The sequence below is a fragment of the Polaromonas aquatica genome (assembly GCF_042659145.1).
GTDB classification, from domain to species: domain Bacteria; phylum Pseudomonadota; class Gammaproteobacteria; order Burkholderiales; family Burkholderiaceae_C; genus Polaromonas; species Polaromonas aquatica.
In genome coordinates this window covers 41,756-64,644 of sequence record NZ_JBHSRS010000002.1, presented here as the reverse complement: position 1 = coordinate 64,644, position 22,889 = coordinate 41,756, and the positions used below count along the sequence as shown (strand labels likewise).

Genomic DNA, 22,889 nt, shown 5'->3' with positions numbered 1-22,889 from the left:
AGAGCGTCGCAGCAGCGATCACCGGAGACAACCATGCAACTGAGCAGCGCCGACCATGGGTCAAGCCCGCCTCTCGTGACCATCCCTCGCGACTACAACGCCGCGCATGACCTGCTGGCCCGCAACGCCCAGCGCGCCGGCAAGATCGCTTTTATCGATGCCGTCAGCGGCGAACAGCTGAGCTACGGCGAACTGACGGACCAGTCGCACCGCTTTGCCAACGCCCTGCGCGCCCAGGGTTTTGCCCCCGAGAGCCGCATCCTGCTGGCCATGCTGGACACACCGCAATGGCCCGTGGTGTTTTTAGGCTGCATATTGGCCGGTGTGGTGCCGGTAGCCGTCAACACCTTGCTGACCACGCAGGACTTTGAGTTCATGCTGCGCGACTCGCGCGCACAAGGCCTGGTGGTGTCCAGCGCCCTGCTGCCCGCCTTTGAGCCGCTGCTGGGCAAGGTTGAGACCTTAAAAACGGTCATCGTGGCCGGAGTTGACGATCTGCCCGAAAATTCTTCATCAAATCAGGCCCTGGCCGCCTTGATACGCGCGCAGCCAGCTACAAAAACGATAGCAGACACCTGTGCCGACGATGCCTGCTTCTGGCTGTACTCCAGCGGTTCGACCGGCACGCCCAAAGGCACGGTACACCTGCACAGCCACCTGCTCCAGACCGCGGAGTTGTACGGCCGTGGCGTGCTGGGCATCCAGGAATCCGACGTGGTCTATTCGGCCGCCAAACTGTTTTTTGCCTACGGCCTTGGCAATGCGCTGACATTTCCCATGAGCGTGGGTGCCACCACGGTGCTGCTGCCCGCCCGCCCCACGCCCGCTGACGTGTTTGGCATCCTCAAAAAACACCAGCCCACCATTTTTTACGGCGTGCCCACGCTTTATGCAGCATTGCTCGCAGACCCGGCGCGCCCTGAAAAAGGGGAACTGAGCCTGCGCGTCTGCACCAGCGCAGGCGAGGCCCTGCCCGCCGAGATCGGCAAAAAATGGACGGCGCAATACAACTGCGAAATCCTCGATGGCATAGGTTCGACCGAGATGCTGCACATCTTTTTGAGCAACCGCCCCGGCCAGGTGCGTTACGGCACCACTGGCCAGGCCGTGCCCGGTTATGCACTGCGCATCGTGGCTGACGACGGCAGCGAATGCGGCGCAGGCGAAATCGGCGAGTTGCAGATCAACGGCCCCAGCGCCGCGCTGATGTACTGGAACAACCGCGCAAAAACCAAGGCCACCTTTGCCGGCGAGTGGACCAGGAGCGGCGACAAATACATACGCGATGCCGACGGCTACTACACCTACGGCGGCCGCAGTGACGACATGCTCAAGGTAGGCGGCATTTACGTGTCGCCCTTTGAGGTCGAGGCCTGCCTGATGACACATCCCGCTGTGCTGGAAGTCGCCGTCATAGGTGCCATGGACGCCGACGAACTGGTCAAGCCCAAGGCTTATGTGGTGTTCAAGTCCGGCCAGGCCGCCACCATGGAAGAACTCAAGGCCCACGTCAAGCTGCAGCTGGCGCCCTACAAATACCCGCGCTGGATTGAATTTGTGACCGAGCTGCCGAAAACGGCGACGGGAAAGATCCAGCGTTTCAGGCTGCGCCAAAAACAGGAACGGTAACCGCGGCTGGCCGGCAGCCGCTTACCGTGCCTGGTGCCTGCTTATTTCTTCGTGACCAGCGGGCAGGTGGATTTGGACAGGGGCTGAAAAGCCTCGTCGCCCGGAATCGTCGCCAGCACCTTGTAGTAATCCCATGGGTACTTTGACTCAGCCGGTGTTTTCACCTGCACCAGGTACATGTCATGAACCATGCGGCCGTCTTCGCGGATGGTGCCGTTTTTGGCAAAAAAGTCATTGACCTTCAGGCTTTTCATTTTGGCCATGACCGCAGGTGCGGCATCCGTTCCGGCCTCCTTGACCGAGCGCAGGTAATGCAGGGTTGACGAGTAATTCGCCGCCTGGATCGCCGTCGGCATTTTTTTCATGCGGTCAAAATAGCGGCGCGACCACTGGCGTGTCTGCTCGTTCAGGTCCCAGTAAAAGGCCTCCGTCAGTTGCAAGCCCTGCGCGGCTTTCAGGCCCATGCCGTGAATGTCGGTGATAAAAACGGCCAGCCCGGCCAGGTTCTGTTTCGCAGGGTCTATGCCGAACTCCTGCGCCGACTTGACGGCATTGATGGTGTCGCTTCCGCCATTGGCCAGGCCTATGATTTTGGCGCCCGAGGCCTTGGCGCTCAGGATGAATGAGGAAAAATCGCTGGCATTGAACGGATGGCGCGACGAGCCAATCACCTTGCCGCCGCTGCTGTTGATCACATCCGTCACGTCGCGCTCACTCTGGTGGCCGAAGGCGTAATCTGCTGTCAGGAAATACCATGTGTTGCCGCCCTTTTTGATGATGGCCTTGGCTGTGCCGTTGGCCATGGCGTAGGTGTCCCAGGCGTACTGGATGCTGTTGGGCGTGCAGTTCTCATTGGTGATGCGCGTGGCGCCCGCGCCGTTGACAATGGCAATACGGTTTTTCTGCCTGGCAATGTCGATCACGGCCAGCGCCGCTGCCGAATTGGTCAGGTCGGTGACCATGTCGACCTTTTGCACGTCAAACCATTCACGGGCCCTGTTGGAGGCCACGTCCGGCTTGTTCTGGTGGTCGACCTCCAGCACCTCGACAGGCTTGCCCAGCACCTTGCCGCCAAAATCCTCGACCGCCATCCTGACGGCCATCGCAGACCCTTTGCCCGAGAGGTCCGACAGCGCGCCGCCCATGTCGGTCATGACGCCTATGCGCACTACATCGTCTGAAATGCCCTGTGCCTGGGCGCCCATTGAAAACAGCAGGCCGGCCAGTGCGGCGGCCAGCGGAGTGCGGATATGTTTCATTTGTCTTGTCTCCTTTTGAATATTGGTGGCCGAAGGGTTCTTCCGGCCGTCGTGCGTTGGCTGAAATGCCTGAATGCACGGGTGTCAGATCACACTCTTGGTCAGGCCTCCGTCTATGCAGATGTTCTGTCCGGTGATGTAGGCCGCGCGTGTGGACGCCAGAAAGGCACACATCGCACCGAAATCGTCCGCCGTGCCCAGCCGCTGCATGGGGATGCCTTCCGCCATCTGCAGGCGAACCGCGCTTTCGGTATGGCCAAAACGTTTTGACCGGTCTGTGATCACGCGCTGCAGCGCGCCGGTATCCATCAGGCCCGGCAATAGCCCGTTGACCGTGATGCCGCTGGCCGCCACTTCTCGCGCCAGCGCGCCCATGGCGCCCGTCAGGCCTATGCGCAAGCTGTTGGACAGCGCCATGTTCGGGTACAGCTCCTTGACCACAAAGGACGTGATGTTGATGATGCGGCCGTATTTTTGCGCCCGCATGTGCGGCAGGCAGCGTCGCACAATCTCCAGGGGCCCCAGCACGTTGACCTCGTAACTGCGCCGCCACAGCGCGGCATCGGTTTCTTCAAACGGTGCAGGCGGCGGGCCGCCGGCATTGGTGACAACGATGGTGGGCAGGCCGGTTTTTTCGACTTCGGCCATCAGCGCGGCTCTTTGCGCTTCATCGCCGATGTCGCCGGCAACAAAAACACCACCCGGCAGTTGCGCTGCCGCGGCCATGCCGTGCGCCCTGTCGCGCCCATTGATGATGACGCGCACACCGGCCTCGGCCAGGGCCTGCGCGCAGGACCAGCCCAGGCCCCGCGTGCCGCCCAGCACAAGCGCCGTTTGCCCCTGTATGCCGAGTTCCATCACAACCCCTAGATCGGGCAGGAAGGATCGAACTTCGGCTCTCGCCGGCCGCGCAGCGAAGCGATGCCTTCGTGGACATCGGGGCCCGAGAAGCCCATGAACTCAAGCGCCAGCGAAGCATCAAAAGTCGGCCCGGCCAACCGCAGCCAGTTGTTCAGGGCGTATTTGGTCCAGCGAATGGCGGTTGACGAGCCCTTGGCCAGTTTCTCGGCCACTTCAAACGCCTTTGGCAGCAAATCGGCCTCATCGACCGTCAACGACACCAGGCCTATGCGCTCGGCCTCCTCGCCGGACACCGCTTCGCAAAGCAAAAGGTAGTACTTGGCCTTGGCCATGCCGCAAAGCAGCGGCCAGACAATGGCTGCATGGTCGCCAGCGGCAACGCCCAGCCGTGTGTGGCCGTCAATGATGCGCGCGGTTTTTGAGGCAATCGAGATGTCAGCCAGCAAGCCCGCCACCAGGCCCGCACCTACGGCCGGGCCGTGCATGGCCGAGACAATCGGCTTGGAGCAGTTGATGACGTTGTAGACCAGGTCGCGGGCCTCTTTCCAGACGCGGGCGCGCACGTTGAAATCGTTGGCCATGTCCTCGACCAGGCCCAGGTCGCCACCGGCGGAAAAGCCCTTGCCTTCACCCCGGATGATCACCACACGGGTGTCCGGGTCCTTGTCGACATCCATCCAGATGCTTGACAGTTCGCGGTGCAGGTTGTGGTCGGCCGTCGACAATTTTCCGTTGGCGCTTTGCGAGGCGCCCATGATGACTTCGAGGATGCCGTGTTCGTGCCGCTTCAGCGTCAGGGCCTTGTAGTGGGAGTACAGCGCTTCGTTTTGCATGAAATATCCTTTTAAAAAATTGATCGGTACCGGCTTAAATCTTCTTGCGGCCCTGCCAGTAAGGCTCCTTGAGGAGGTTCTTCTGGATCTTGCCTATCGGTGTTTTTGGAAAGCTGTCCACAAACTTCACCAGGCGCGGACGCTTGAGCCTGGCCAGTTTTGCTTCGCATTGCGCCACCACGGTCGCCTCGTCCAGCGTGCAGCCGTCCTTGAGCAGCAGGTAAGCCGCCGGGACCTCGCCCCATTTGTCATCGGGAATGCCGAAAACGGCGCACTCGGCCACCTCGGGCAACTGGTAAATGACCTGCTCGATTTCCTTCGGGTAGACGTTTTCGCCGCCGGAGATCAGCATGTCCTTGGCGCGGTCTATCAGCGTGATGAACCCGTCCGCATCCATCACCCCTACGTCGCCGGTCAAACCCCAGCCGTTACCGAGTTTGAAGAACTGCGCGGTCTGCTCGGGTTCATTGCAGTAACCCATCATGACGTTCTCGCCGCGCGATGCCACCTCACCCATTTCACCGACGGCAGCAGGGCTGCCATCCGGACGCAGGATAGCGACATCCACGTTGTAGGGCTGGCGCCCGACACTGCCGAGCTTTTCGGGCAGGTAGGCCGGAGGCAGGGCCGCGATGACACCCATTTCCGACTGGCCGTAAATCTGTGTCAGGCGCAGGTCCGGCAGGCGCCGCATCAGCTCCTTCTGGACCCAGTCCGGCATGGGCGCGCCTGCAAATGCGAGTTTGTTCCAGCTCGCCAGCTTCCTGGATTCGAGTTCCGGGTGGGTTGAAAGCGTGTTCGCCTGGGTCGGCACCATGAAGGCCGCACTGACCTGCTCGGCCTCAACCGCAGCCATGAAACCATCGGCAGACCATGGCGTGACAAACACGGTGGTGGCGCCGACCAGCATGGCTGGCTGGAACATGATGTTGAGCGCGGCAACGTGAAACAGCGGCGTGACGATGGCCACCACGTCGCTGTCGGTAAGACGCTCCTCCAGCGCCACCGTATGCGCCGTGATGTCGCGCGCCCGGTGATTCATCATCACGCCCTTGGGGCGGCCGGTGGTGCCTCCGGTATAGGTCATGCAGAACGCATCGCGCTCGTCGAGCTGCACACCTGCACAGGTTCCCTCGTGCCCCTCGATGAAACCCGAGAACGTTACGGCATTTGCCACTGCCTGCTGCTCGCCTATGGAAATGAAATGCCTGATCTGCGGGCACTCCTTCTGAACGGCTGCCACCTTGTCCGCGAACTGGGCATCGAATATCAGCACCTGCGTGTCCGACTTGTTGAGCACCCAGCCCAATTCTTCGGGCGCATACAGCACCGACACGTTGTTCAGCACATAACCCGTTCGCGCCACGCCAAAAAAAACACTGCCGTACTCGGGCAGGTTGCGCGAGAGCATGGCCACTTTTGAGCCCTTGTCCAGCCCCAGCGCCAGCAACGCCCGGGCCAGGCTGTTGGCGCTTTCGTCGAGCGCGCGGTAACTCACGCATGCACGCCTGTCGGGGCCACGATAAATGATGGCAGCCTTATCGGGGAATCGCTGCGCGGAACGCCTCAGCATGTCACCAGTCAACATTGTTGTTTTTCCGATATGTGAAAATAATTTCCACAAATCATAAACAACGTAGAATTCGCATGTCAAGGGGGATTGCCTGTAGCCCATGCCTTACAGTCGCATCTTCATTTCCAACCAATCGCGGAGTCAGCGCATGGAAAAACCTTTGCAGGCGGGGGTTCAGTCACTGGAAAACGGCCTGGACCTCATGCTCATCGTTGGCCACAACCGGCGGCCCATGAAGATCACCGATATTGCCGAGCAGGCCGGCATCTCACCCGGCAAGGCGCACCGCTACCTCGTGAGTTTCATGCGCGCCGGCTTCATCACACAGGACCCGGAAACCGGCCTCTACGGCATGGGCCCGGTGGCGCTGGAGTTCAGCCTGTCCTGCCTTGCCACCATAGAACCCATCTCCCTGGCAAGCCGCGAAGCGGAACAGCTGTGCGTGGCCACCGGGCATACCGTGGCCGTCTCCGTCTGGGGCAGTTTTGGCCCCACGGTCGTTCGCTGGGAGCAGCCGGCGCGGCCCATCATGGTCAACGTCGGGCTGGGCTCGGTCTTCCCCCTGTACCGCTCGGCCACCGGCCGGGTGTTCGCCGCCTTCATGGCGCCGGACCTGATCAAGGCCTACCTAGCCGGTACCGACAAAAAAAATCCGCGCGACGCCGACCTCAACGAGACCGTCGAGCAGGTCCGCCAGCGCGGCCTGGCCCGCGCAGAAGGCGATTTCATGGATGGCATGAGCGCCTTTGCGGCACCGGTGTTTGATGACCGCGGGCGGCTTGTCCTGACCCTGACCGTACTCGGGTACAAGGCCGGCTTCGACCACCGCTGGAGCAGCCCCATTGCAGAGGCCCTGCGGCAATCGGCGCAGCGCGTGTCACAAATGCTCGGTCACCAGCATGAGCGGCTGACGCAACGCAACAGTACCGAAGCAGCAGGCGCGCGGGCCAGGAATGCATGAGCAGACCGCGCCAGGCCAGGCAGCAGCGATGACTCACGCCAGCTTTACTTTAAATATAAACAATTCAACCCTCAAGGTCGGGTTTTTCACTAGGAAAAACCACCCTGCCCGCCGTTACCATCGGCCCATACGTTTTTAGCCTTACCAAAGGAGTTTTCAATGTCCTCAAACACCTCGTCATCAGCACCTTCGCGCCGATTGATCCTGACCCGCAGTGCCGCCCTTGTGGGTGCGGCCTCGACCGGCCTTCTGCTGCCCGAAATAGTGCGCGCGCAGTCCGGCAAGGTACGTGTCGGCTTCATGCTGCCTTACACCGGTACTTTTTCCCAGCTTGGCGTGGCCATTGAAAACGGCTTTCGCATGGCCATCAATGAACAGGGCGGCAAACTGGGCGGCCGCGAGATCGAATACTTCAAGGTCGATGACGAGTCCGAGCCTTCCAAAGGCATCGAGAACGCCACCAAGCTGGTGCAGCGCGACAAGGTTGACGTGATCGTCGGCACCGTCCACTCCGGCGTGCAGATGGGCATCCAGAAAGTCGCGCGCGACACCGGCGTGCTGAGCCTGATCCCCAATGCCGGCGTGCATGCCGCCACGCGCTCCCTGTGCGCGCCCAACGTGTTTCGCACCTCGTTTACCAATTCCCAGCCCACCCTGGCGCTCGGCAAGGCCATGATGGACAAGGGCCACAAGCGGGCCGTCTGGATCAGCTGGAAGTACGCAGCCGGCGACGAGGCTTTTGAGGGCTTCCGCGACAGCTACACCAAGGCCGGCGGCACCATCATCAAGGAGCTCGGCCTGCCTTTCCCCAATGTTGAGTTCCAGGCCCTGCTGACTGAAATTGCCGCACTGAAATCTGACGCTGTCGCCTGCATGTTTGCAGGTGGCGGTGCAGCCAAGTTCATCAAGGACTACGCTGCGGCAGGCCTCAAGGGCAAGATCCCCTTGTACGGCTCCGGCTTCCTGACGGAAGGTGTGCTTGATGCAGCCGGCCCGGCCGCCGATGGCATCATCACGACCCTGCATTACAGCGACTCGCTGGACACGCCGCGCAACAAGAAATTCCGCCTTGACTACGCCAAAGCATTCAAGATTCAACCGGATGTGTATGCTGTGCAGGGTTACGACACCGGCCTGCTGCTGATCCAGGGCGCCAATGCAGTCAAGGGTGACCTCAACAGCAAACCCGCGCTGTACAAGGCCATGGAAGGCGCCGTCATCGACAGCCCACGCGGTAAATGGACCATGAGCAAGGCACACAACCCGGTGCAGGACATGTACCTGCGCGTGGTTGAAAAAGGCGAAAACAAGGTCGTCGGCGTGGCCGCAAAAGCGCTGGCCGACAGCGGTGCCGGCTGCAAGATGGGCTAAGCTCCGGAAGCTGACCCAAAAAGGGAGGTTTTCGGACCTCCCTTTTTTTTGGACACCATCCCCTTGCCTGGTACGACCCGTGCGAACGGGCCCTCTCCAAATAAATATCAACCCGTTCTGACCTCAATGGATTTAGCCAACTTTCTCATCCAGTTGCTCAACAGCGTGCAGTACGGCCTGCTGCTGTTCATGCTGGCCGCAGGGCTCACGCTGATCTTCGGCATCATGGGCGTGGTCAATCTCGCGCATGGCAGTTTTTACATGCTCGGAGCCTACCTCGCATGGTCGCTCAGCACGCAGTTCGGCAGCCTCACGCTGGCCATCATCGGCGGCGCGGTGCTGTCGGTCATCTTTGGCCTGGCGCTGGAGTGGCTGCTGTTCCGCCATTTCTACAAACGCGATCACCTCGACCAGGTGCTGCTTACCTTCGGCCTGATCTACATCTTTGAGGAGCTGCGCTCCATACTCTGGGGCGACGACGTCCACGGCGTGACGATTCCCGATGTGCTCGGGGCGTCGATTCCACTGACCGAAAACCTGTCCTACCCGGTTTACCGCCTTTTCATGTCGGGCGTTTGCATTGCGCTGGCGCTGGGCCTTTACCTCCTGATTTCAAAAACCCGGCTGGGCATGAAGATACGCGCGGGCGCCTTCAACCGCGACATGGCCGAGTCCCTGGGCATCAACATCAAGCTGATCCATGCGGTGGTATTTGCGCTGGGCGTGGGGCTTGCGGCCGTCGCCGGCATGATTGCCGCACCGGTGGCCAGTGTCTACCCGAACATGGGATCGCAGGTCCTCATCATGTGTTTTGTGGTGGTGGTGATAGGCGGCATAGGCTCTGTACGCGGCGCGCTGATTGCCGCGCTGCTGGTCGGCCTGGTCGATACCTTTGGCAAGGTGCTTCTGCCGTCCATGGCCGGCATGCTGGTGTATATGTTGATGGCGGCCGTGCTGCTGTGGAAACCCGAAGGTTTGTTTAAGCAATGAGCACGGTTAAAGCAAATCTCGAAACCCTGCCGCGTGGCGTGCAGGTCGCACTTGGCCTCGGCCTGATCGCGCTGGCCGCCTTCCCCTTTGTCGGCACCGACTTCTATGTCCAGATGGTCACGCGCATGATGATCATGGCGATTTTTGCCATGAGCCTGGACCTGCTGCAAGGCGTCACCGGCCTGGTGTCGCTGGGCCATGCGGCCTACTTTGGCCTGGCAGGTTATGCGCTCGCCTTTCTCACACCGCAAGGCGATGCCGTAAGCCTGTGGTGGACCCTGCCCCTGGCCGTGCTGGCTGCGGGCCTGGCCGCGCTCATCATCGGCTTTTTTGTCGTGCGCACCCACGGCATTTATTTCATCATGGTCACCATGGCGTTTGCGCAAATGGTGTTTTACCTGTTCTTCGACAACAAGGCGCTGGGCGGCTCCGACGGGCTCTACGTCAACTTCAAGCCCAGCGCGGCCCTCTTCGGCTGGGTGCCGTTTGACCTGGACAACAAACTCACGCTGTATTACTTCACCCTCGCCGCCCTGCTGCTGGTGTATGCCTTCTTGCGCCGCCTGCTGTGGAGCCCGTTTGGCCGGGCCCTCGCGGGCATCCGTGTCAACGAACACCGCATGCGTGCCATGGGCTTTGGCGTCTTTGCATACAAGCTTTCAGCTTTCACACTGGCTGGCGCGCTGGCCGGGCTGGCAGGTTATTTGTGGGGTGTGCAGACCGGCTATATCAACCCCGAGCTCATGGGTTTCCAGATGAGCGCGCACGCCATCATGATGGTGATCCTGGGCGGCATGGGCAACTTCGCCGGTGCGATCGTGGGCGCCTTTGGTTTTGAATACCTGCTGCATGTCTTCAAGGACCTGCCGCAGGTCGGCAACGTCAACCTGGGCAAACACTGGCAGCTCTGGATGGGCCTGTTCATCGTGCTGCTGGTCACGTTTGCGCCGCGCGGCATTTTGGGCATTGCTGAAAAACTCATGAAGCGCAAAGACAAAACGGAGGCTGGCCATGACTGAAGTCCTGCTCAGCGCCAAAAACCTTACCAAACGCTTCGGTGGTCTTGCGGCCGTGAACGACGTTTCTATTGACCTGCTGCGCAACCACATCCATGCGGTTATCGGCCCCAATGGCGCAGGCAAATCCACCCTCACCAACCTCCTATCGGGCGACCTGCCGCCAAGCTCTGGCAGTGTGACCTTGGGAAAACTCGATGTGACCGGCTGGACGCCCGAAAAAATCTCCGGCCAGGGCCTGGGCCGCAGCTACCAGAAGACCAATATCTTTTTGCCGTTCAGCGTCTGGGAAAACGTGCGGCTTGCCGGGCAGTCGCGCCAGCCTTTTGCGATGCGCTGGCTGAACCGCGCAAGGCAGTTTGCATCCATCAATGAACGCGCAGAAAAAGCCCTGGAGCTGGCTGGCCTGACCTATCGCAAAGACAGCATTGCCGGCACCATCAGCCATGGCGAGCAGCGCCAGCTCGAAATCGCCATGACGCTGGCCACCGAACCGCAGGTGCTGCTGCTCGACGAGCCGCTGGCCGGCATGGGCACCGCAGAGGCTGAACGCATGGTCGCCCTGCTGCAGAACATTAAAAAGAACCACGGCATCCTGCTGGTGGAGCACGACATGGACGCTGTATTCACCCTGGCCGACAGGCTCACCGTCATGGTCAATGGCCAGGTGATTGCCAGCGGCACCCCGGCAGAAATACGCGCTGATGCAGGGGTGCAGGCTGCCTACCTCGGGGAGGAACACGCATGAGCGCGCAACTGCTGATCGACGCGAAAGCGATCAACACCTATTACGGCGCCAGCCATATCCTGCGCGGCATCAACTTTTCCGTCGCACGCGCTGAAACCATTGGCCTCATGGGCCGCAACGGCATGGGCAAAAGCACGCTGCTCAAAAGCATCATGGGCCTGGTCAAACCGCGCTCCGGCTCCATAGACATCGCCGGCAAGCCGATGATGGGCGCGGCTCCTTATGAAATTGCAAGACTGGGCATTGCCTATGTGCCCGAGGGCCGGGGCATCTTCGGCAACCTCAGCGTGGTCGAAAACCTGAAAATGGCCGCCCGCGCAGGAACACGCGGCCAGCGCGACTGGACTTACGAACGCGTGCTGGACACTTTCCCGCGCCTGAAGGAGCGCCTGGGCCACGGCGGGCAGCAGCTCAGCGGCGGCGAGCAGCAGATGCTGACGATTGGCCGTGCGCTCATGACCAACCCGGACGTGCTGATTCTCGACGAAGCCACCGAAGGCCTGGCGCCGCTGATTGCGCGCGACATATGGAGGATCTGCGCGCTGATTCGCGAGAGCGGCATCAGCAGTGTCATCGTGGACAAAAACTGGAAACACGTCACGCAGATCACCGACCGCAACGTGATCCTGGTCAAGGGTGAGGTGGTGTTTGAAGGCAGCTCGCCGGAGCTGCATTCAAAACCGGAACTGCTGCAGCAATATCTGGGCGTTTAAGACAGCGCGGCGCTTAGAGCCTGTTCGTAAACAGGCTCTTAAAGCAAAGGCCGCAGCTCACGCGCTGCGTCCAGCAGCAGCGGCAACAAATCTCGCTGCATGGCCGCCGGCTCCAGCCGCTCCTGCGCCGTCACCACGTTCAGCGCCGCCACCGTTGCACCGCGCATATTGCGCAGCGGCACGGCCAGCGCAAACACACCCAGTTCATGTTCCTGCATTGCAACGCAGTAGTCCTGCTTTCGGGCTTGCGCGACCAGCGCGCGCAATGTCCTGCCGTCGGTGACGGTATGGGGCGTCAGGCGCGGCAACTCGCGCGCTTTCATCCAGCTTGAAAACCCGTCGCGCGGCAGGCATGCCAGCAACATGCGGCCCGTGGATGTGGCATGCGCCGGCAGCCGAGCCCCCAGGTGCAGGCCATAAGCCAGCACGCGCGGCGCGGCGGGCTGCGGTTTGTCGGGGTAGCTTGAGCCCGAGCCCACGCTGCGCGCCACGATCACCACCTGGTCGGCATCCAGCACCACGGCTGAAAACGACTGCTGGGTCTGGGCGGCCAGCCGGTTCAGGGTGGGCTGCAGCACACGCGGCAAGCGCGCCGAGGCCAGGTAGCTGCCCGAGAACCGCAGCACCTTGGGTGAAAGCCAGTAGTAGCCGTCCTCGCTCTCCAGGTAGCCCAGGTGCGCCAGGGTCAGCAAATGGCGGCGAGCCGCAGCGCGCGTAATGCCTGCGCGCTGCGCCGCCAGCGTGGCGTTGAGCCGCTGGCGTTCGGTGTCAAAACTCTCCAGCACGGCCATGCCCTTGGCCATGCCTTCAATGAAATCGGCTTTTGCTATGTCCATTTTTTCCCTCGCCGCACCTGGCTGGTTGCGCGATTATCGCACTCAAAAGCCAATCATCGCACATTCATGTGAAGGATGGCTGGTAAACCGCCTGGCCAAAGACTACGCTGTGGGATTGACATTTCAGACGTACCGGAGACACCCATGCGCACCCAGGTCGCCATCATCGGAGCAGGCCCGTCCGGCCTTTTGCTCGGGGCCCTGCTTCACAAGGCAGGCATAGACAACATCATCATCGAGCGGCAAAGCGGCGACTATGTGCTGAACCGCATACGCGCCGGCATCCTGGAGCAGATCACCGTGGACCTGCTCACCGAGGTGGGCGCCGGTGACCGGCTCAAGGCCGAAGGCATTGTCCACCGCGAGATCGACATCGGCTTCAAAAACCAGCGCCACTCGATTGACGTGCAAGGCCTGACCGGCGGCAAGGTCGTTACCGCTTACGGCCAGACCGAGCTCACGCGCGACCTGATGGACGCACGCCGGGCCGCGGGCCTGACCACGGTGTACGAGGCCGGTGAAGTCAGCATCCATGACTTTGACAGCGCCCAACCCAAGGTCCGCTATGTCAAGGATGGCCAGCACCATGAACTGGCCTGCGACTTTATCGCCGGCTGCGACGGTTTTCACGGTGTATGCCGGGCCAGCGTGCCGGCCGGCTCGATCACCGAGTTCGAGCGCACCTACCCTTTCGGCTGGCTGGGCATCCTGGCCGACGTGCCGCCGGTCTCGCCGCACGCCATTGTTTACGCCAACAGCGAACGTGGTTTTGCGCTGTGCTCCATGCGCAGCCTGACGCGCAGCCGCTACTACGTGCAGTGCCCGATAGACGACAAGGTCGAACAGTGGAGCGACGACACCTTCTGGGACGAAATCCGCCGCCGTGTGGACCCGGAGCTGGCCGAACGCATCATCACCGGCCCGTCGATTGAAAAAAGCATCGCACCGCTGCGCAGTTTTGTCGCCGAACCCATGCGCTTTGGAACCCTCTTCCTCGCTGGTGATGCAGCGCACATCGTGCCACCCACGGGAGCAAAGGGACTGAACCTGGCCGCATCGGATGTCAAATACCTGTCCAGCGCATTCATTGAGCATTACATCGGTAAAACCGATGCGGGCATAGACAGCTACTCCGAACGCTGCCTGCGCCGCGTCTGGCGTGCAGAACGTTTCTCCTGGTGGCTGACTTCGCTGCTGCACCGCTTCCCCGACACCGGCGGGTTTGGCCAGAAAATCCAGGAAGCTGAGCTGGAGTACCTGGTGAATTCAAAGGCTGCGTCTACTTCGTTGGCTGAGAACTATGTGGGTTTGCCGCTGTAACTGATCTTTAGTGAAGCAATCGGGTTGTAGCCTTCTAATAATGTGCGCAGCCAGCTATTGAATTTGTAGCGCGTTGCCCTTCACTACCAGGCCGGGTCTCGCCCCGGCGGGCGAGTTACCTTTCTTTGTCTCGCCAAAGAAACCTAACGGAAAGAAAGGCGACCCGCAGTCTGGGTCCCTTCACTTCGTTACGGGCAACCTGCGCTGCTCGATTCCGGCGGCGGTCCAAACAACTCGCCTTCGGCTCAAACAAGTTTGGCCCGACCTTCCGCCTCCATCTGCGCTGCTCGGCCCAGCCAGGACGGGTTTAAAGAAAGAGAACGGAATCGGGTTCGGGGAGCAGAACGCGATGCGTTCTGCGGAGTCCGGCCCCGTATCTGTTCCCGCTCCCGCAGTGCCGTCCTGGCAGGGCTGAGCAGCACAGGAGGAGACGGATCAAAATTTCAGATGTCCGAAGGCTGCGCAGCAGACAAGTTTCTGAAATTTCCGGCTCATCCGAGCAGCGCAAGGAACCGCAACGCGGCCCTGACTGCGGCTCGCCTTTTCTTTGCTTACTTTCTTTTGGCGAAGCAAAAGAAAGTAACTAGCCGCCGGGCTACCCCCGGCCTGCCCGTGAAGGGCAACACACCCAAAACAGCGAAGGCTTCGACAAACTAAGCCCGAACGGAGCGGCATAACGGAAAAAATCAATAAATCCGGTCGCCCTGACAGCGCAGCAGCATCACGACGCAGGAACGCTAAAACCTATGCAGGTAACCCCACCCGCACTGTCAGCCACCACACTTCCGCCATGCATGCGCGCCACCGCCTTGACGATGGCCAGCCCCAAACCGTGTCCGTGATGCTGGCCCCGGTCATGGCGCGAAACATCGACACGATAGAAACGATCGAACAGGCGCCGCAAATGTTCCTCGGCCACAGGCAAGCCCGGATTGCAGACCTTGACCCAGACCCAGCCGGCTTCGCGCTCTATGCGCACCGTCAAACGGGCACCGGGCGCCGAATGCTCAATCGCGTTCTGCAGCAGGTTGGACAAGGCACGCCGGAACAGCGATGTCTCGATAGTGGCCTCGGCCGTCAACTCGCCTTCAATCGCAACCGTGTTGCCAGCCTCATCGAGCACAAATTCAAAAAACTCGATGGTGCGGCGCACCTCGGTCTCTACAAGCGTGCGCACCAGGCTGGTCGCCGCCTCGCCCTGGTCGGCGCGCGCGAGAAACAGCATGTCGTTGACGATGGAGCGCATCCGCTCCAGCTCTTCAAGATTGGACTGCAGTGTTTCCTCCAGCGCCGGTGCGCTGCGCGGGCGCGACAGCGCGACCTGGGTGCCGCCTATCAGGTTGGCCAGCGGCGTTCGCAATTCATGTGCAACGTCGGCATTGAAGGCTTCCAACTGCCTGTAGGCATCTTCCAGCCGGCCAAGCGCGCCATTAAAGGCCGCCGTGAGGCCCGACAGTTCGTCCGGCATGTCGTCCAGCTTCAGGCGTTGCGAAAGCCTGCGCGGGCGCAAGGCCTGCGCCTCCCTGGAGAGCTGCTCCAGCGGCTTAAGGCCGACACGCGCAATCCAGTGCCCGGCCAGAATCACCAGCAGAACGCCGGTCAGGGACACACCGAGCAAGGCGCCCAGGAAAACGCGCAGCGTATGCCCGTAACCCGGCCAGTCGCTTCCAACCACCAGCCGCACCCTGGGCCGCTCGCCGAAGGCATCTATTGCCACTGACAAGGTGTGCAAGGGCTGCGCCTGGCCGGACAGCTTGAGGGTGCCGCGCCCATCAGCATCGTGGTCCATGGCCTCGACCTCGCCCAGCCCCTTGCCGTACTGGAAACGCGGGTCGTCACTGAGCACCCAGAAGCGCACACGGCCGTCGGCCGGCGTCAGCGTGTCCAGCTTGAGCACGACACGGTGCCAGCGCTCCACATCGCCGGTGCGTTCAATCGAATAGCGCAGGTTCTGCAGGTTGGTGTCCAGCTCCTCGTGCTGATGCCTGGCGAGTTCGGACTGCAGCACCGCATACAGCGCGGCACTGGCCAGCGCAAAAGTTGCCAGCGCGGCAATTGCAAACATCACGACCAGGCGCCGTTCAATGGAGCGCTTCACGGATCACGCCCCTCCTCGTGCCGCGCATCAGGAAGCTCACGCAGCTCCAGCACATAACCCATGCCGCGAATCGTGTGCAGCAGCCTCGGGGTAAAACCGGTATCTATCTTGTCGCGCAAGCGCTTGATGGCGACCTCGACAACATTGGTATTGCTGTCGAAGTTCATGTCCCACACCAGCTCGGCAATGGCGGTTTTTGAAAGAATCTCACCCTGCCGCCGAGCCAGCACCGCCAGCAGCGAAAACTCCTTGGCCGTGAGGTCTATACGCGTATTGCCGCGCGAGGCCTTGCGCGCCAGCAGGTCTATCTGCAGGTTGGCGATCTTCAGCTGCATGGGCTCCTGCGTGCGGCCGCGCCGTGTCAGCGCCTGCAGCCGGGCCAGCAGCTCCAGGAACGAAAAGGGCTTGACCAGGTAGTCGTCGGCGCCATCGTGCAGGCCCTTGACCCGGTCTTCGACGCTGTCGCGTGCCGTCAGCATGATCACCGGTGTCTGCCTTAGCGCGCGCAACGCCCGCAGTACCGAGAAGCCGTCAAGCCCCGGCAGCATCGCATCAAGGACTATGACGTCGTAATCGTTTTCAAGCGCCATGTGCTGCCCGTCTATGCCGTTGTGCGCCAGGTGCACCACACAACCCTGCTCCGTTAGCCCCTTATACAGGTAGTCGGCGGTCTTGAGTTCGTCTTCGACGATGAGGATTTTCATGGCTGTTCCAGCTGCCCCGGAGCCAGCGGTAGCTGCCCCGCCTCGCGGGCAGCCTTGCGCGCAAGTTTGCGGCGTTCATACCAGTAGTGGGCTCGGTCCAGATAAAGGTAAACCACAGGAGTGGTGAACAGGGTGAGCGCCTGCGAAAGTATCAGCCCACCAACCATTGCATAACCCAGCGGCCGGCGCAGCTCGGAGCCTGAGCCTTGGCCCAGCATCAGGGGCAGACCGGAAAGTAGCGCACACATCGTTGTCATCATAATCGGCCGAAAGCGCAGCAGACAGGCCTGGTAGATGGCGTCATGCGGCGACAGGCCCTGCTCGCGCTCGGCCTTGAGCGCAAAGTCGATCATCATGATGCCGTTCTTTTTCACGATGCCTATCAGCAGGATGATGCCTATCAGCGCGATCACGCTGAGGTCGTAACCGCCGGCCATCAGGATCAGCAGCGCGCCGACGCCGGCAGATGGCAGGGTCGACAAGATCGTCAGCGGGTGGATGTAGCTCTCATACAGCAGGCCGAGCACGATGTACACGGCCACCAGCGCGGCGGCAATCAGGTAGGGCTGCGTTGACAGTGAGTCCTGGAAGGCCTGCGCCGTGCCCTGGAACGAGCCGGAAAGCGATTGCGGCAAGCCCATCTCGGCCTGCGCCTTGTTGATCGCATTGACCGCATCGCCCAGCGCAGTGCCCTGTGCAAGGTTGAACGAAATCGTCACCGCAGGGAATTGGCCCTGGTGGCTGATGGACAGGTAGGCCGTCTTGCTGGTGTCTACCTTCACAAAGGTCGAGAGCGGCACCTGCTGCCCGGTCAGCGGCGAAGTCAGGTAGAGTTTGCTGAAAAGCGAAGGGTCCTGCTGCATCGCAGGCGTCACTTCAAGCACCACGTGGTAGCTGTTGAGCTGCGTGAAATACTGCGCGACCTGGCGCTGGCCGATGGCGTCGTAAAGCGTCGCGTCTATGGTCGCGGGCGAGATGCCAAAGCTGGACGCACGATCGCGGTCTATGGTCAGCACAGCCGACGCCGCGGCGTTTTGCTGGTCGGAGGCCAGGTCGGTGATCCCGGGAAGTTGCCTGAAGCGCGCCAGCAGCCTGGGCGCCCAGGTGTTGAGTTCGTCCAGGTTGGAGTCCGTCACCGTGTACTGGTATTGCGTGCGCGAGGCACGGCCACCCACTCGGATGTCCTGCCCGGCCTGCAGGAACAGGTTCACGCCCTGCACCCTGGCGAGCTTCGGACGCAGGCGCGCGATGATCTGGTCGGCGGTGGCCGTGCGGCCCTCGTCCCGCGGTTTCAGGCTGACGTAAAAGTTACCGGTGTTGAAGGTGGCTGAACTGCCATTCATGCCGAAACCCGTCACGTCGGGGTCGCGCCGCACCACATCGGCCAGCTCTATCATGCGGGCATTCATGGAGGCAAAGGAGGCGTCCTGCGCAGACTCGGCAATACCGGAGATGAAGCCGGTGTCCTGTTGCGGGAAAAAGCCCTTGGGAATGACGACGAACAGCACGCCTGTCAGCGCCAGTGTGGCGAAGAACACCATCAGGGTGATGAACTGGTGGTCCAGCACCACATGCAGGCCGCGCTTGTAGCCGTTCAGCATGGCATCAAAACCGCGCTCGAACAGCTGGTAAAGCCGGCCGTGCCTGCGGCCATGCTCGTTCTTCAGGAAACGCGAACACAGCATGGGCGTGAGGGTGAGCGAAATTATTACCGAGACCACAATGGTCAGCGTGACCGTGACCGCGAACTCGCGGAACAGCCGCCCCACAATGCCGCCCATCAACAGCAGGGGAATGAACACCGCCACCAGCGATACGGAAATCGAGATGATGGTGAAGCCGATCTCGCTCGCACCCTTGTAAGCCGCCTCCATGGGCGCCATGCCCTGCTCGACATAGCGGTAGATGTTTTCCAGCATCACGATGGCGTCGTCCACCACAAAGCCGACCGAGATGGTCAGCGCCATCAGGGACAGGTTGTCCAGGCTGTAGCCCAGCACGTACATCATCGCCACCGTACCCAGCAGCGCCAGCGGCACCGTCACGCTGGGGATCAGCGTGGCCGGCACGTTGCGCAGGAAAACAAAGATCACCATCACCACCAGCGCAATGGTCAGCAGCAGCGTGAACTCCACGTCGGTCACCGAAGCGCGTATGGTCTGCGTGCGGTCAACCAGGGTATTGACCTCGACAGTGGGCGGAATCGCGGCCTGCAGGCGCGGCATTGCAGCCTTGATGCGGTCCACGGTCTGGATCACGTTGGCGCCCGGCTGCTTGGTGATGGCCAGCACGATGGAGCGGCCATTGGTAATGGTGCTGCCGGCAGGTGCCGCCGCACCGGCATAGGCCCAGCCGGCGATCTTGGCGTTTTCAGGCCCGTCTACAGCGATGCCGATATCGCGCACGCGGATGGGCGCACCGTTGCGATAAGCCAGCACGACGTCATTCCACGGACCGGCTTTTAACAGTTGGTCATTGGTATAGACGGTAAAACTCTGGTTTGTACCGTCAATCGTGCCCTTGGGTGCATTCACCGTCGCCGACGCAATCACCGTGCGCACATCCTCCAGGCTCAGCCCCAGCGCAGACAGCCTGGCAGGGTCAACCTGGACGCGCACGGCGGGCTTTTGCACGCCGCCTATGTTGACAAGGCCCACGCCCGATATCTGAGAAATCTGCTGCGCCAGGATGTTGTCGGCGTAGTCGTTCACCTCGGTCAGCGGCAGCGTCTTCGACTGGACCGCCATGATCAGGATGGGCGCGTCGGCGGGGTTGACCTTGCGAAAGGTCGGCGGGCTCGGCAGGTTGGCAGGCAGCTGCCCGCTGGAGGCATTGATGGCGGCCTGCACGTCGAGCGCAGCCGCGTCTATGCTGCGGTCAAGATCAAACTGCAAGGTGATTTGCGTCGAGCCTATGCCATTGGTCGAGGTCATCTGCGCCAGCCCGGCGATCAGCGAGAACTGCCGCTCCAGCGGCTGGGCAAGGTTCGACGCCATGGTTTCGGGGCTCGCGCCGGGCAGGTTGGCCGAAACCTGTATGGTCGGGAAATCGACCTGCGGCAGCGGCGCCACCGGCAGCAGCGGAAACACCGCCGCCCCGACCAGGAGTATGGCCAGCGCCAGCAGCGTGGTGCCTATGGGGCGCTTGATGAAGGCGGCTGAAACGCTCACTTGCCTGCCCCCGTTGCCGGCGCGGGCGCGGAGCCCTTCGCCGCCCCGGCCCCCTTGCTGCCCTGGTTCGGCTGCAGTTCGATCACACCGATACCCGGCTTGAGCTTGTACTGGCCGTCGGTCACCACACGGTCACCCGGGTTCAGGCCCTGGCTGATCACGGCCACACCGTCCTGGATCTGCGCCACCTGGACCGGCTGCAGCCTCGCCGTATTGTCCGCATCAACCGCATAGACATAGGTACCGCTCTCACCGCGCTGCACCGCCGTTGCTGGCACCGTGCTTGCACCGCTGCGCTGGCCCAGCACCAGCCGCACATTGACGTACTGGCCTGGCCACAAGGTGTGCGCCGGGTTGGCAAAACTGCCCTTGAGCTGCACCGTGCCGGTCGCAGTGTCGATCTGGTTGTTGAGCAGGATCAGCTTGCCTGTACCCAGAAGCTCCTGGCTGTCGCGCGGAAAGGCCTGCACCACCAGCGGTGCATGTTCGCCCTGCAACGCGCTGTTGACTTGCTGGAAGGCGCCTTCGGGCAGCGTGAAGACCACGGAGATCGGGTCCACCTGGTTGATGACAACGATGCCCGTGGCGTCTGCAGCGTGCACGATGTTGCCCACATCCACCAGCCGCGCGCCTACACGGCCGCTGATGGGAGCAGAAATGGTGGTGAAGCCGAGTTGCACCGTCGCGTAATTGATCTGCGCATCGTCGGTTTTGACCGCCGCATCGAGTTGCGCGACCAGGGCTTTTTGTGTATCGAACTGCTGTTGCGTCGCTGCGTCCTGCGCGATCAGCGTGGTGTAGCGGCGCAGGTCGGACTGGGCGTTACCCAGCTGTGCCTGGTCCTTGGCCTTTTGGGCCTGCGCCTGTTGCAGCTGCGCCTGCAGGGTGCGCGGGTCAAGCTGCGCAAGCATCTGCCCGACCTTGACGTCCTGCCCTTCGGTGAAGCCGATGCGGTCCAGCTGACCATCGATGCGTGCCTTCACGACCACGCTCTGTGTGGCGGCCACGGTGCCTATGCCGGACTGGTACAGCGGCACGTCCTGCGTCCTGACCTGCGCGATCGTCACCTGTACGGCTGGTGGTTTGGCCGGTGTCGAACTGGTCGCCAGGTTGCGGTGCGACATGTACCAGGCAGCAAGGATCAGCCCCGCCATCACGGCCGTGGCAATCCAGAATTTCTGCCGCCTGGACAGGGATGAAAGGGTTTTCATGGCGTGGGCTTTCTCGATTCGGTTGTGGGCGCATTCCAGCCGCCACCGGTTGCGGTGATCAGGCTCACACTGGCGGCGAGCTGGCGGCCCAGCAGTTGCGCTGCTGTGCGCTGGTTGGCCAGCGAGAGGTTTTGCGCAGTCACCACGGCAAGGTAATTTGCGCTGCCGGCACGGTACTGGGCGAGCGCAAGACGCTCGGCCAGTTGCGAAGCCTGCACCGCTTCGTCCTGCAGCCTGGCCTCGCCGTCCAGCACGCGCAGCGTGGACAGGTTGTCTTCGACCTGCTGGAAGCCATTGAGCACGGTTTGTTTGTATTGCGCCACCGATGCGTCATAGGTGGCAACAGCCTGCGCCGTGCGGGCGCGCCGCAAACCGCCGTCAAACAAGGTCTGGGCCAGCGCGGCGCCCAGCGACCAGACACGGCTTGGCGTGTTGAACAGCGTGCCGAACTGCGCAGCGCTGAAACCGCCGCTCGCACTCAGCGTCAGTGAAGGAAAGTATGCGGCGGTGGCCACACCGATGTTGGCATTGGCCTGGGCCACATGGCGCTCGGCCGAGGCGATGTCGGGCCGGCGCTCCAGCAATTCGGAAGGCAGGCCCGGCGGCGATGCCGGCAGGCGCGCCTCAAAGGGATGTTCGGCCGTGGCCGGCGCCAGGCTGAACGCAGCGGGCGGCCGGCCGGTCAGGATGGCCAGCGCATGTTCAAGTTGGGCGCGCTGGGCATCGAGGTCGGTGCCCTGTGCCTGCGCGGTCTTGAGCTGGCTTTGCGCCAGCGCCACGTCGGAGCGCAGCGCAACACCGGCCTCGTACTGGTGTTGTGTGAGCTCCAGCGCCCGCGTGTACGCAAGCGTGGTGGCGGCGTACAGCTCCCGCAATTGGTCGGTCACGCGCAGCTGCAGGTAATCCTGCACCACGGCGGCCTGGATGCTGAGCTGGGCTCCGGCAAGGTCGTCGGCACTGGCTTGTGCCCCGGCATTGCCCGCCTCGACTGAACGCCGCACGCTGCCCCACAGGTCCGGCTGCCAACTGGCGGCGAAGCCAAGATTTTCATTGTTGCCCAGCCGGATACCGTTGCTGTTGGTCAACGCACGGCCAGCTCCGGCAGAAACCCCCGCGGTCGGAAAGAAGCCGGCACGCGCTGCATCGGCAGCGGCCGACGCAGCGCGGTACTGCGCCTCGGCCTGGCGTATGTTCTGGTTCGCCGCATTGGCCTGAGCAACCAGCGTGTTGAGTATGCTGTCGCCATAGGCTTCCCACCAGGGGTGTTGGCTGTCGGCGGGTTGCGGTTGTGCGGTTTTCCAGGCGCCGGTTTCCTTCCATGCCGCCGGGGTCTCGACTGCGGGGCGCACATAGTCCGGTCCGGCCGCGCAGCCGGCCAGCAGCACGGCAGCCACGATGACGGACAGGCGGAAACCGGTGCGCGAAACGACAGGAAGCAATGGGGCCATGGCCAGCTTTTCTTTGAATGTCCGGTAATGCAGACACTTTAGAAAAGCCATCAGGACGCCACGCTGTCCCGAAAATGACGGTTCTGTCAGTTTCGCAAGCAGACAGGATTTGCTACGCTTTTAATAGCAAACTGCGCGCTTCTCATGG

Annotated in this window: 18 protein-coding genes; 8 read left to right on the top strand and 10 right to left on the bottom strand. The window is 61.9% G+C overall.

All coding sequences use genetic code 11. The annotated features are described in order from the left end of the window. The first annotated feature begins 33 nt into the window (after window positions 1-33). Window positions 34-1,629: a benzoate-CoA ligase family protein gene (locus ACFQND_RS00945; RefSeq protein WP_371434378.1), complete on the top strand. Its 1,596-nt coding sequence runs from the start codon at window positions 34-36 to the stop codon at window positions 1,627-1,629. A 41-nt stretch (window positions 1,630-1,670) separates the two neighbouring features. On the opposite strand, the gene ACFQND_RS00940 is transcribed toward ACFQND_RS00945, so the two are convergent. From ACFQND_RS00940 to ACFQND_RS00925, 4 genes are all read right to left on the bottom strand, one after another. Continuing rightward, a complete protein-coding gene (locus ACFQND_RS00940) occupies window positions 1,671-2,888 on the bottom strand; it encodes an ABC transporter substrate-binding protein (RefSeq protein ID WP_371434379.1) in 1,218 nt (405 codons plus the stop codon). An 84-nt stretch (window positions 2,889-2,972) separates the two neighbouring features. Then, on the bottom strand, window positions 2,973-3,746 hold the full coding sequence (locus ACFQND_RS00935; RefSeq protein WP_371434380.1) for an SDR family oxidoreductase: 774 nt from the start codon (window positions 3,744-3,746) through the stop codon (window positions 2,973-2,975). Window positions 3,747-3,754: 8 nt separating this feature from the next. Beyond that, window positions 3,755-4,582: an enoyl-CoA hydratase/isomerase family protein gene (locus ACFQND_RS00930; protein WP_371434381.1), complete on the bottom strand. Its 828-nt coding sequence runs from the start codon at window positions 4,580-4,582 to the stop codon at window positions 3,755-3,757. Between the two features lie 34 nt (window positions 4,583-4,616). Then, a complete protein-coding gene (locus tag ACFQND_RS00925) occupies window positions 4,617-6,155 on the bottom strand; it encodes a class I adenylate-forming enzyme family protein (protein WP_371434382.1) in 1,539 nt (512 codons plus the stop codon). Between the two features lie 148 nt (window positions 6,156-6,303). Here ACFQND_RS00925 and ACFQND_RS00920 point away from each other — a divergent pair, with 148 nt between their 5' ends. The 6 genes from ACFQND_RS00920 to ACFQND_RS00895 all read left to right on the top strand — a co-directional run bounded on the left by ACFQND_RS00920 (window position 6,304) and on the right by ACFQND_RS00895 (window position 11,954). Beyond that, a complete protein-coding gene (locus ACFQND_RS00920) occupies window positions 6,304-7,116 on the top strand; it encodes an IclR family transcriptional regulator (RefSeq protein WP_371434383.1) in 813 nt (270 codons plus the stop codon). 159 nt (window positions 7,117-7,275) lie between these two features. Next, window positions 7,276-8,487 (top strand): ABC transporter substrate-binding protein, encoded by a 1,212-nt coding sequence (locus ACFQND_RS00915; RefSeq protein ID WP_371434384.1) that lies wholly within the window; start codon window positions 7,276-7,278, stop codon window positions 8,485-8,487. A 126-nt stretch (window positions 8,488-8,613) separates the two neighbouring features. Further along, a complete protein-coding gene (locus ACFQND_RS00910; RefSeq protein WP_371434385.1) occupies window positions 8,614-9,477 on the top strand; it encodes a branched-chain amino acid ABC transporter permease in 864 nt (287 codons plus the stop codon). Further along, on the top strand, window positions 9,474-10,496 hold the full coding sequence (locus tag ACFQND_RS00905; RefSeq protein ID WP_371434386.1) for a branched-chain amino acid ABC transporter permease: 1,023 nt from the start codon (window positions 9,474-9,476) through the stop codon (window positions 10,494-10,496). The genes ACFQND_RS00910 and ACFQND_RS00905 overlap by 4 nt, the downstream gene beginning before the upstream one ends. Further along, the gene (locus tag ACFQND_RS00900) at window positions 10,489-11,241 is read left to right on the top strand and encodes an ABC transporter ATP-binding protein (protein WP_371434387.1); all 753 of its coding nucleotides are present in this window, start codon (window positions 10,489-10,491) and stop codon (window positions 11,239-11,241) included. The genes ACFQND_RS00905 and ACFQND_RS00900 overlap by 8 nt, the downstream gene beginning before the upstream one ends. Next, a complete protein-coding gene (locus ACFQND_RS00895) occupies window positions 11,238-11,954 on the top strand; it encodes an ABC transporter ATP-binding protein (RefSeq protein WP_371434388.1) in 717 nt (238 codons plus the stop codon). The genes ACFQND_RS00900 and ACFQND_RS00895 overlap by 4 nt, the downstream gene beginning before the upstream one ends. A gap of 38 nt (window positions 11,955-11,992) precedes the next feature. Here ACFQND_RS00895 and ACFQND_RS00890 read toward each other — a convergent pair whose 3' ends face one another. Further along, complete coding sequence (locus ACFQND_RS00890; protein WP_371434389.1) at window positions 11,993-12,790, bottom strand: IclR family transcriptional regulator domain-containing protein; 798 nt, start codon at window positions 12,788-12,790, stop codon at window positions 11,993-11,995. 144 nt (window positions 12,791-12,934) lie between these two features. Between ACFQND_RS00890 and pobA the strand changes: the two genes are divergently transcribed. Next, window positions 12,935-14,110, top strand: a complete 1,176-nt coding sequence (gene pobA / locus ACFQND_RS00885) for a 4-hydroxybenzoate 3-monooxygenase (protein WP_371434390.1) — start codon at window positions 12,935-12,937, stop codon at window positions 14,108-14,110. 721 nt (window positions 14,111-14,831) lie between these two features. Here the strand turns inward: pobA and ACFQND_RS00880 are convergent. Genes ACFQND_RS00880 through ACFQND_RS00860 form a run of 5 tightly spaced genes read right to left on the bottom strand, consistent with a single transcriptional unit; the run spans window position 14,832 to window position 22,741 of the window. Next, window positions 14,832-16,208, bottom strand: a complete 1,377-nt coding sequence (locus ACFQND_RS00880) for a heavy metal sensor histidine kinase (protein WP_371434391.1) — start codon at window positions 16,206-16,208, stop codon at window positions 14,832-14,834. Further along, the gene (locus ACFQND_RS00875) at window positions 16,205-16,912 is read right to left on the bottom strand and encodes a heavy metal response regulator transcription factor (protein WP_371434392.1); all 708 of its coding nucleotides are present in this window, start codon (window positions 16,910-16,912) and stop codon (window positions 16,205-16,207) included. The genes ACFQND_RS00880 and ACFQND_RS00875 overlap by 4 nt, the downstream gene beginning before the upstream one ends. After that, on the bottom strand, window positions 16,909-20,082 hold the full coding sequence (locus tag ACFQND_RS00870) for an efflux RND transporter permease subunit (RefSeq protein ID WP_371434393.1): 3,174 nt from the start codon (window positions 20,080-20,082) through the stop codon (window positions 16,909-16,911). Before ACFQND_RS00870 ends, ACFQND_RS00875 begins: the two co-directional genes overlap by 4 nt. After that, window positions 20,079-21,293: an efflux RND transporter periplasmic adaptor subunit gene (locus ACFQND_RS00865; protein WP_371434394.1), complete on the bottom strand. Its 1,215-nt coding sequence runs from the start codon at window positions 21,291-21,293 to the stop codon at window positions 20,079-20,081. The genes ACFQND_RS00870 and ACFQND_RS00865 overlap by 4 nt, the downstream gene beginning before the upstream one ends. Beyond that, complete coding sequence (locus ACFQND_RS00860) at window positions 21,290-22,741, bottom strand: efflux transporter outer membrane subunit (RefSeq protein ID WP_371434395.1); 1,452 nt, start codon at window positions 22,739-22,741, stop codon at window positions 21,290-21,292. Before ACFQND_RS00860 ends, ACFQND_RS00865 begins: the two co-directional genes overlap by 4 nt. Window positions 22,742-22,889: the final 148 nt, after the last annotated feature.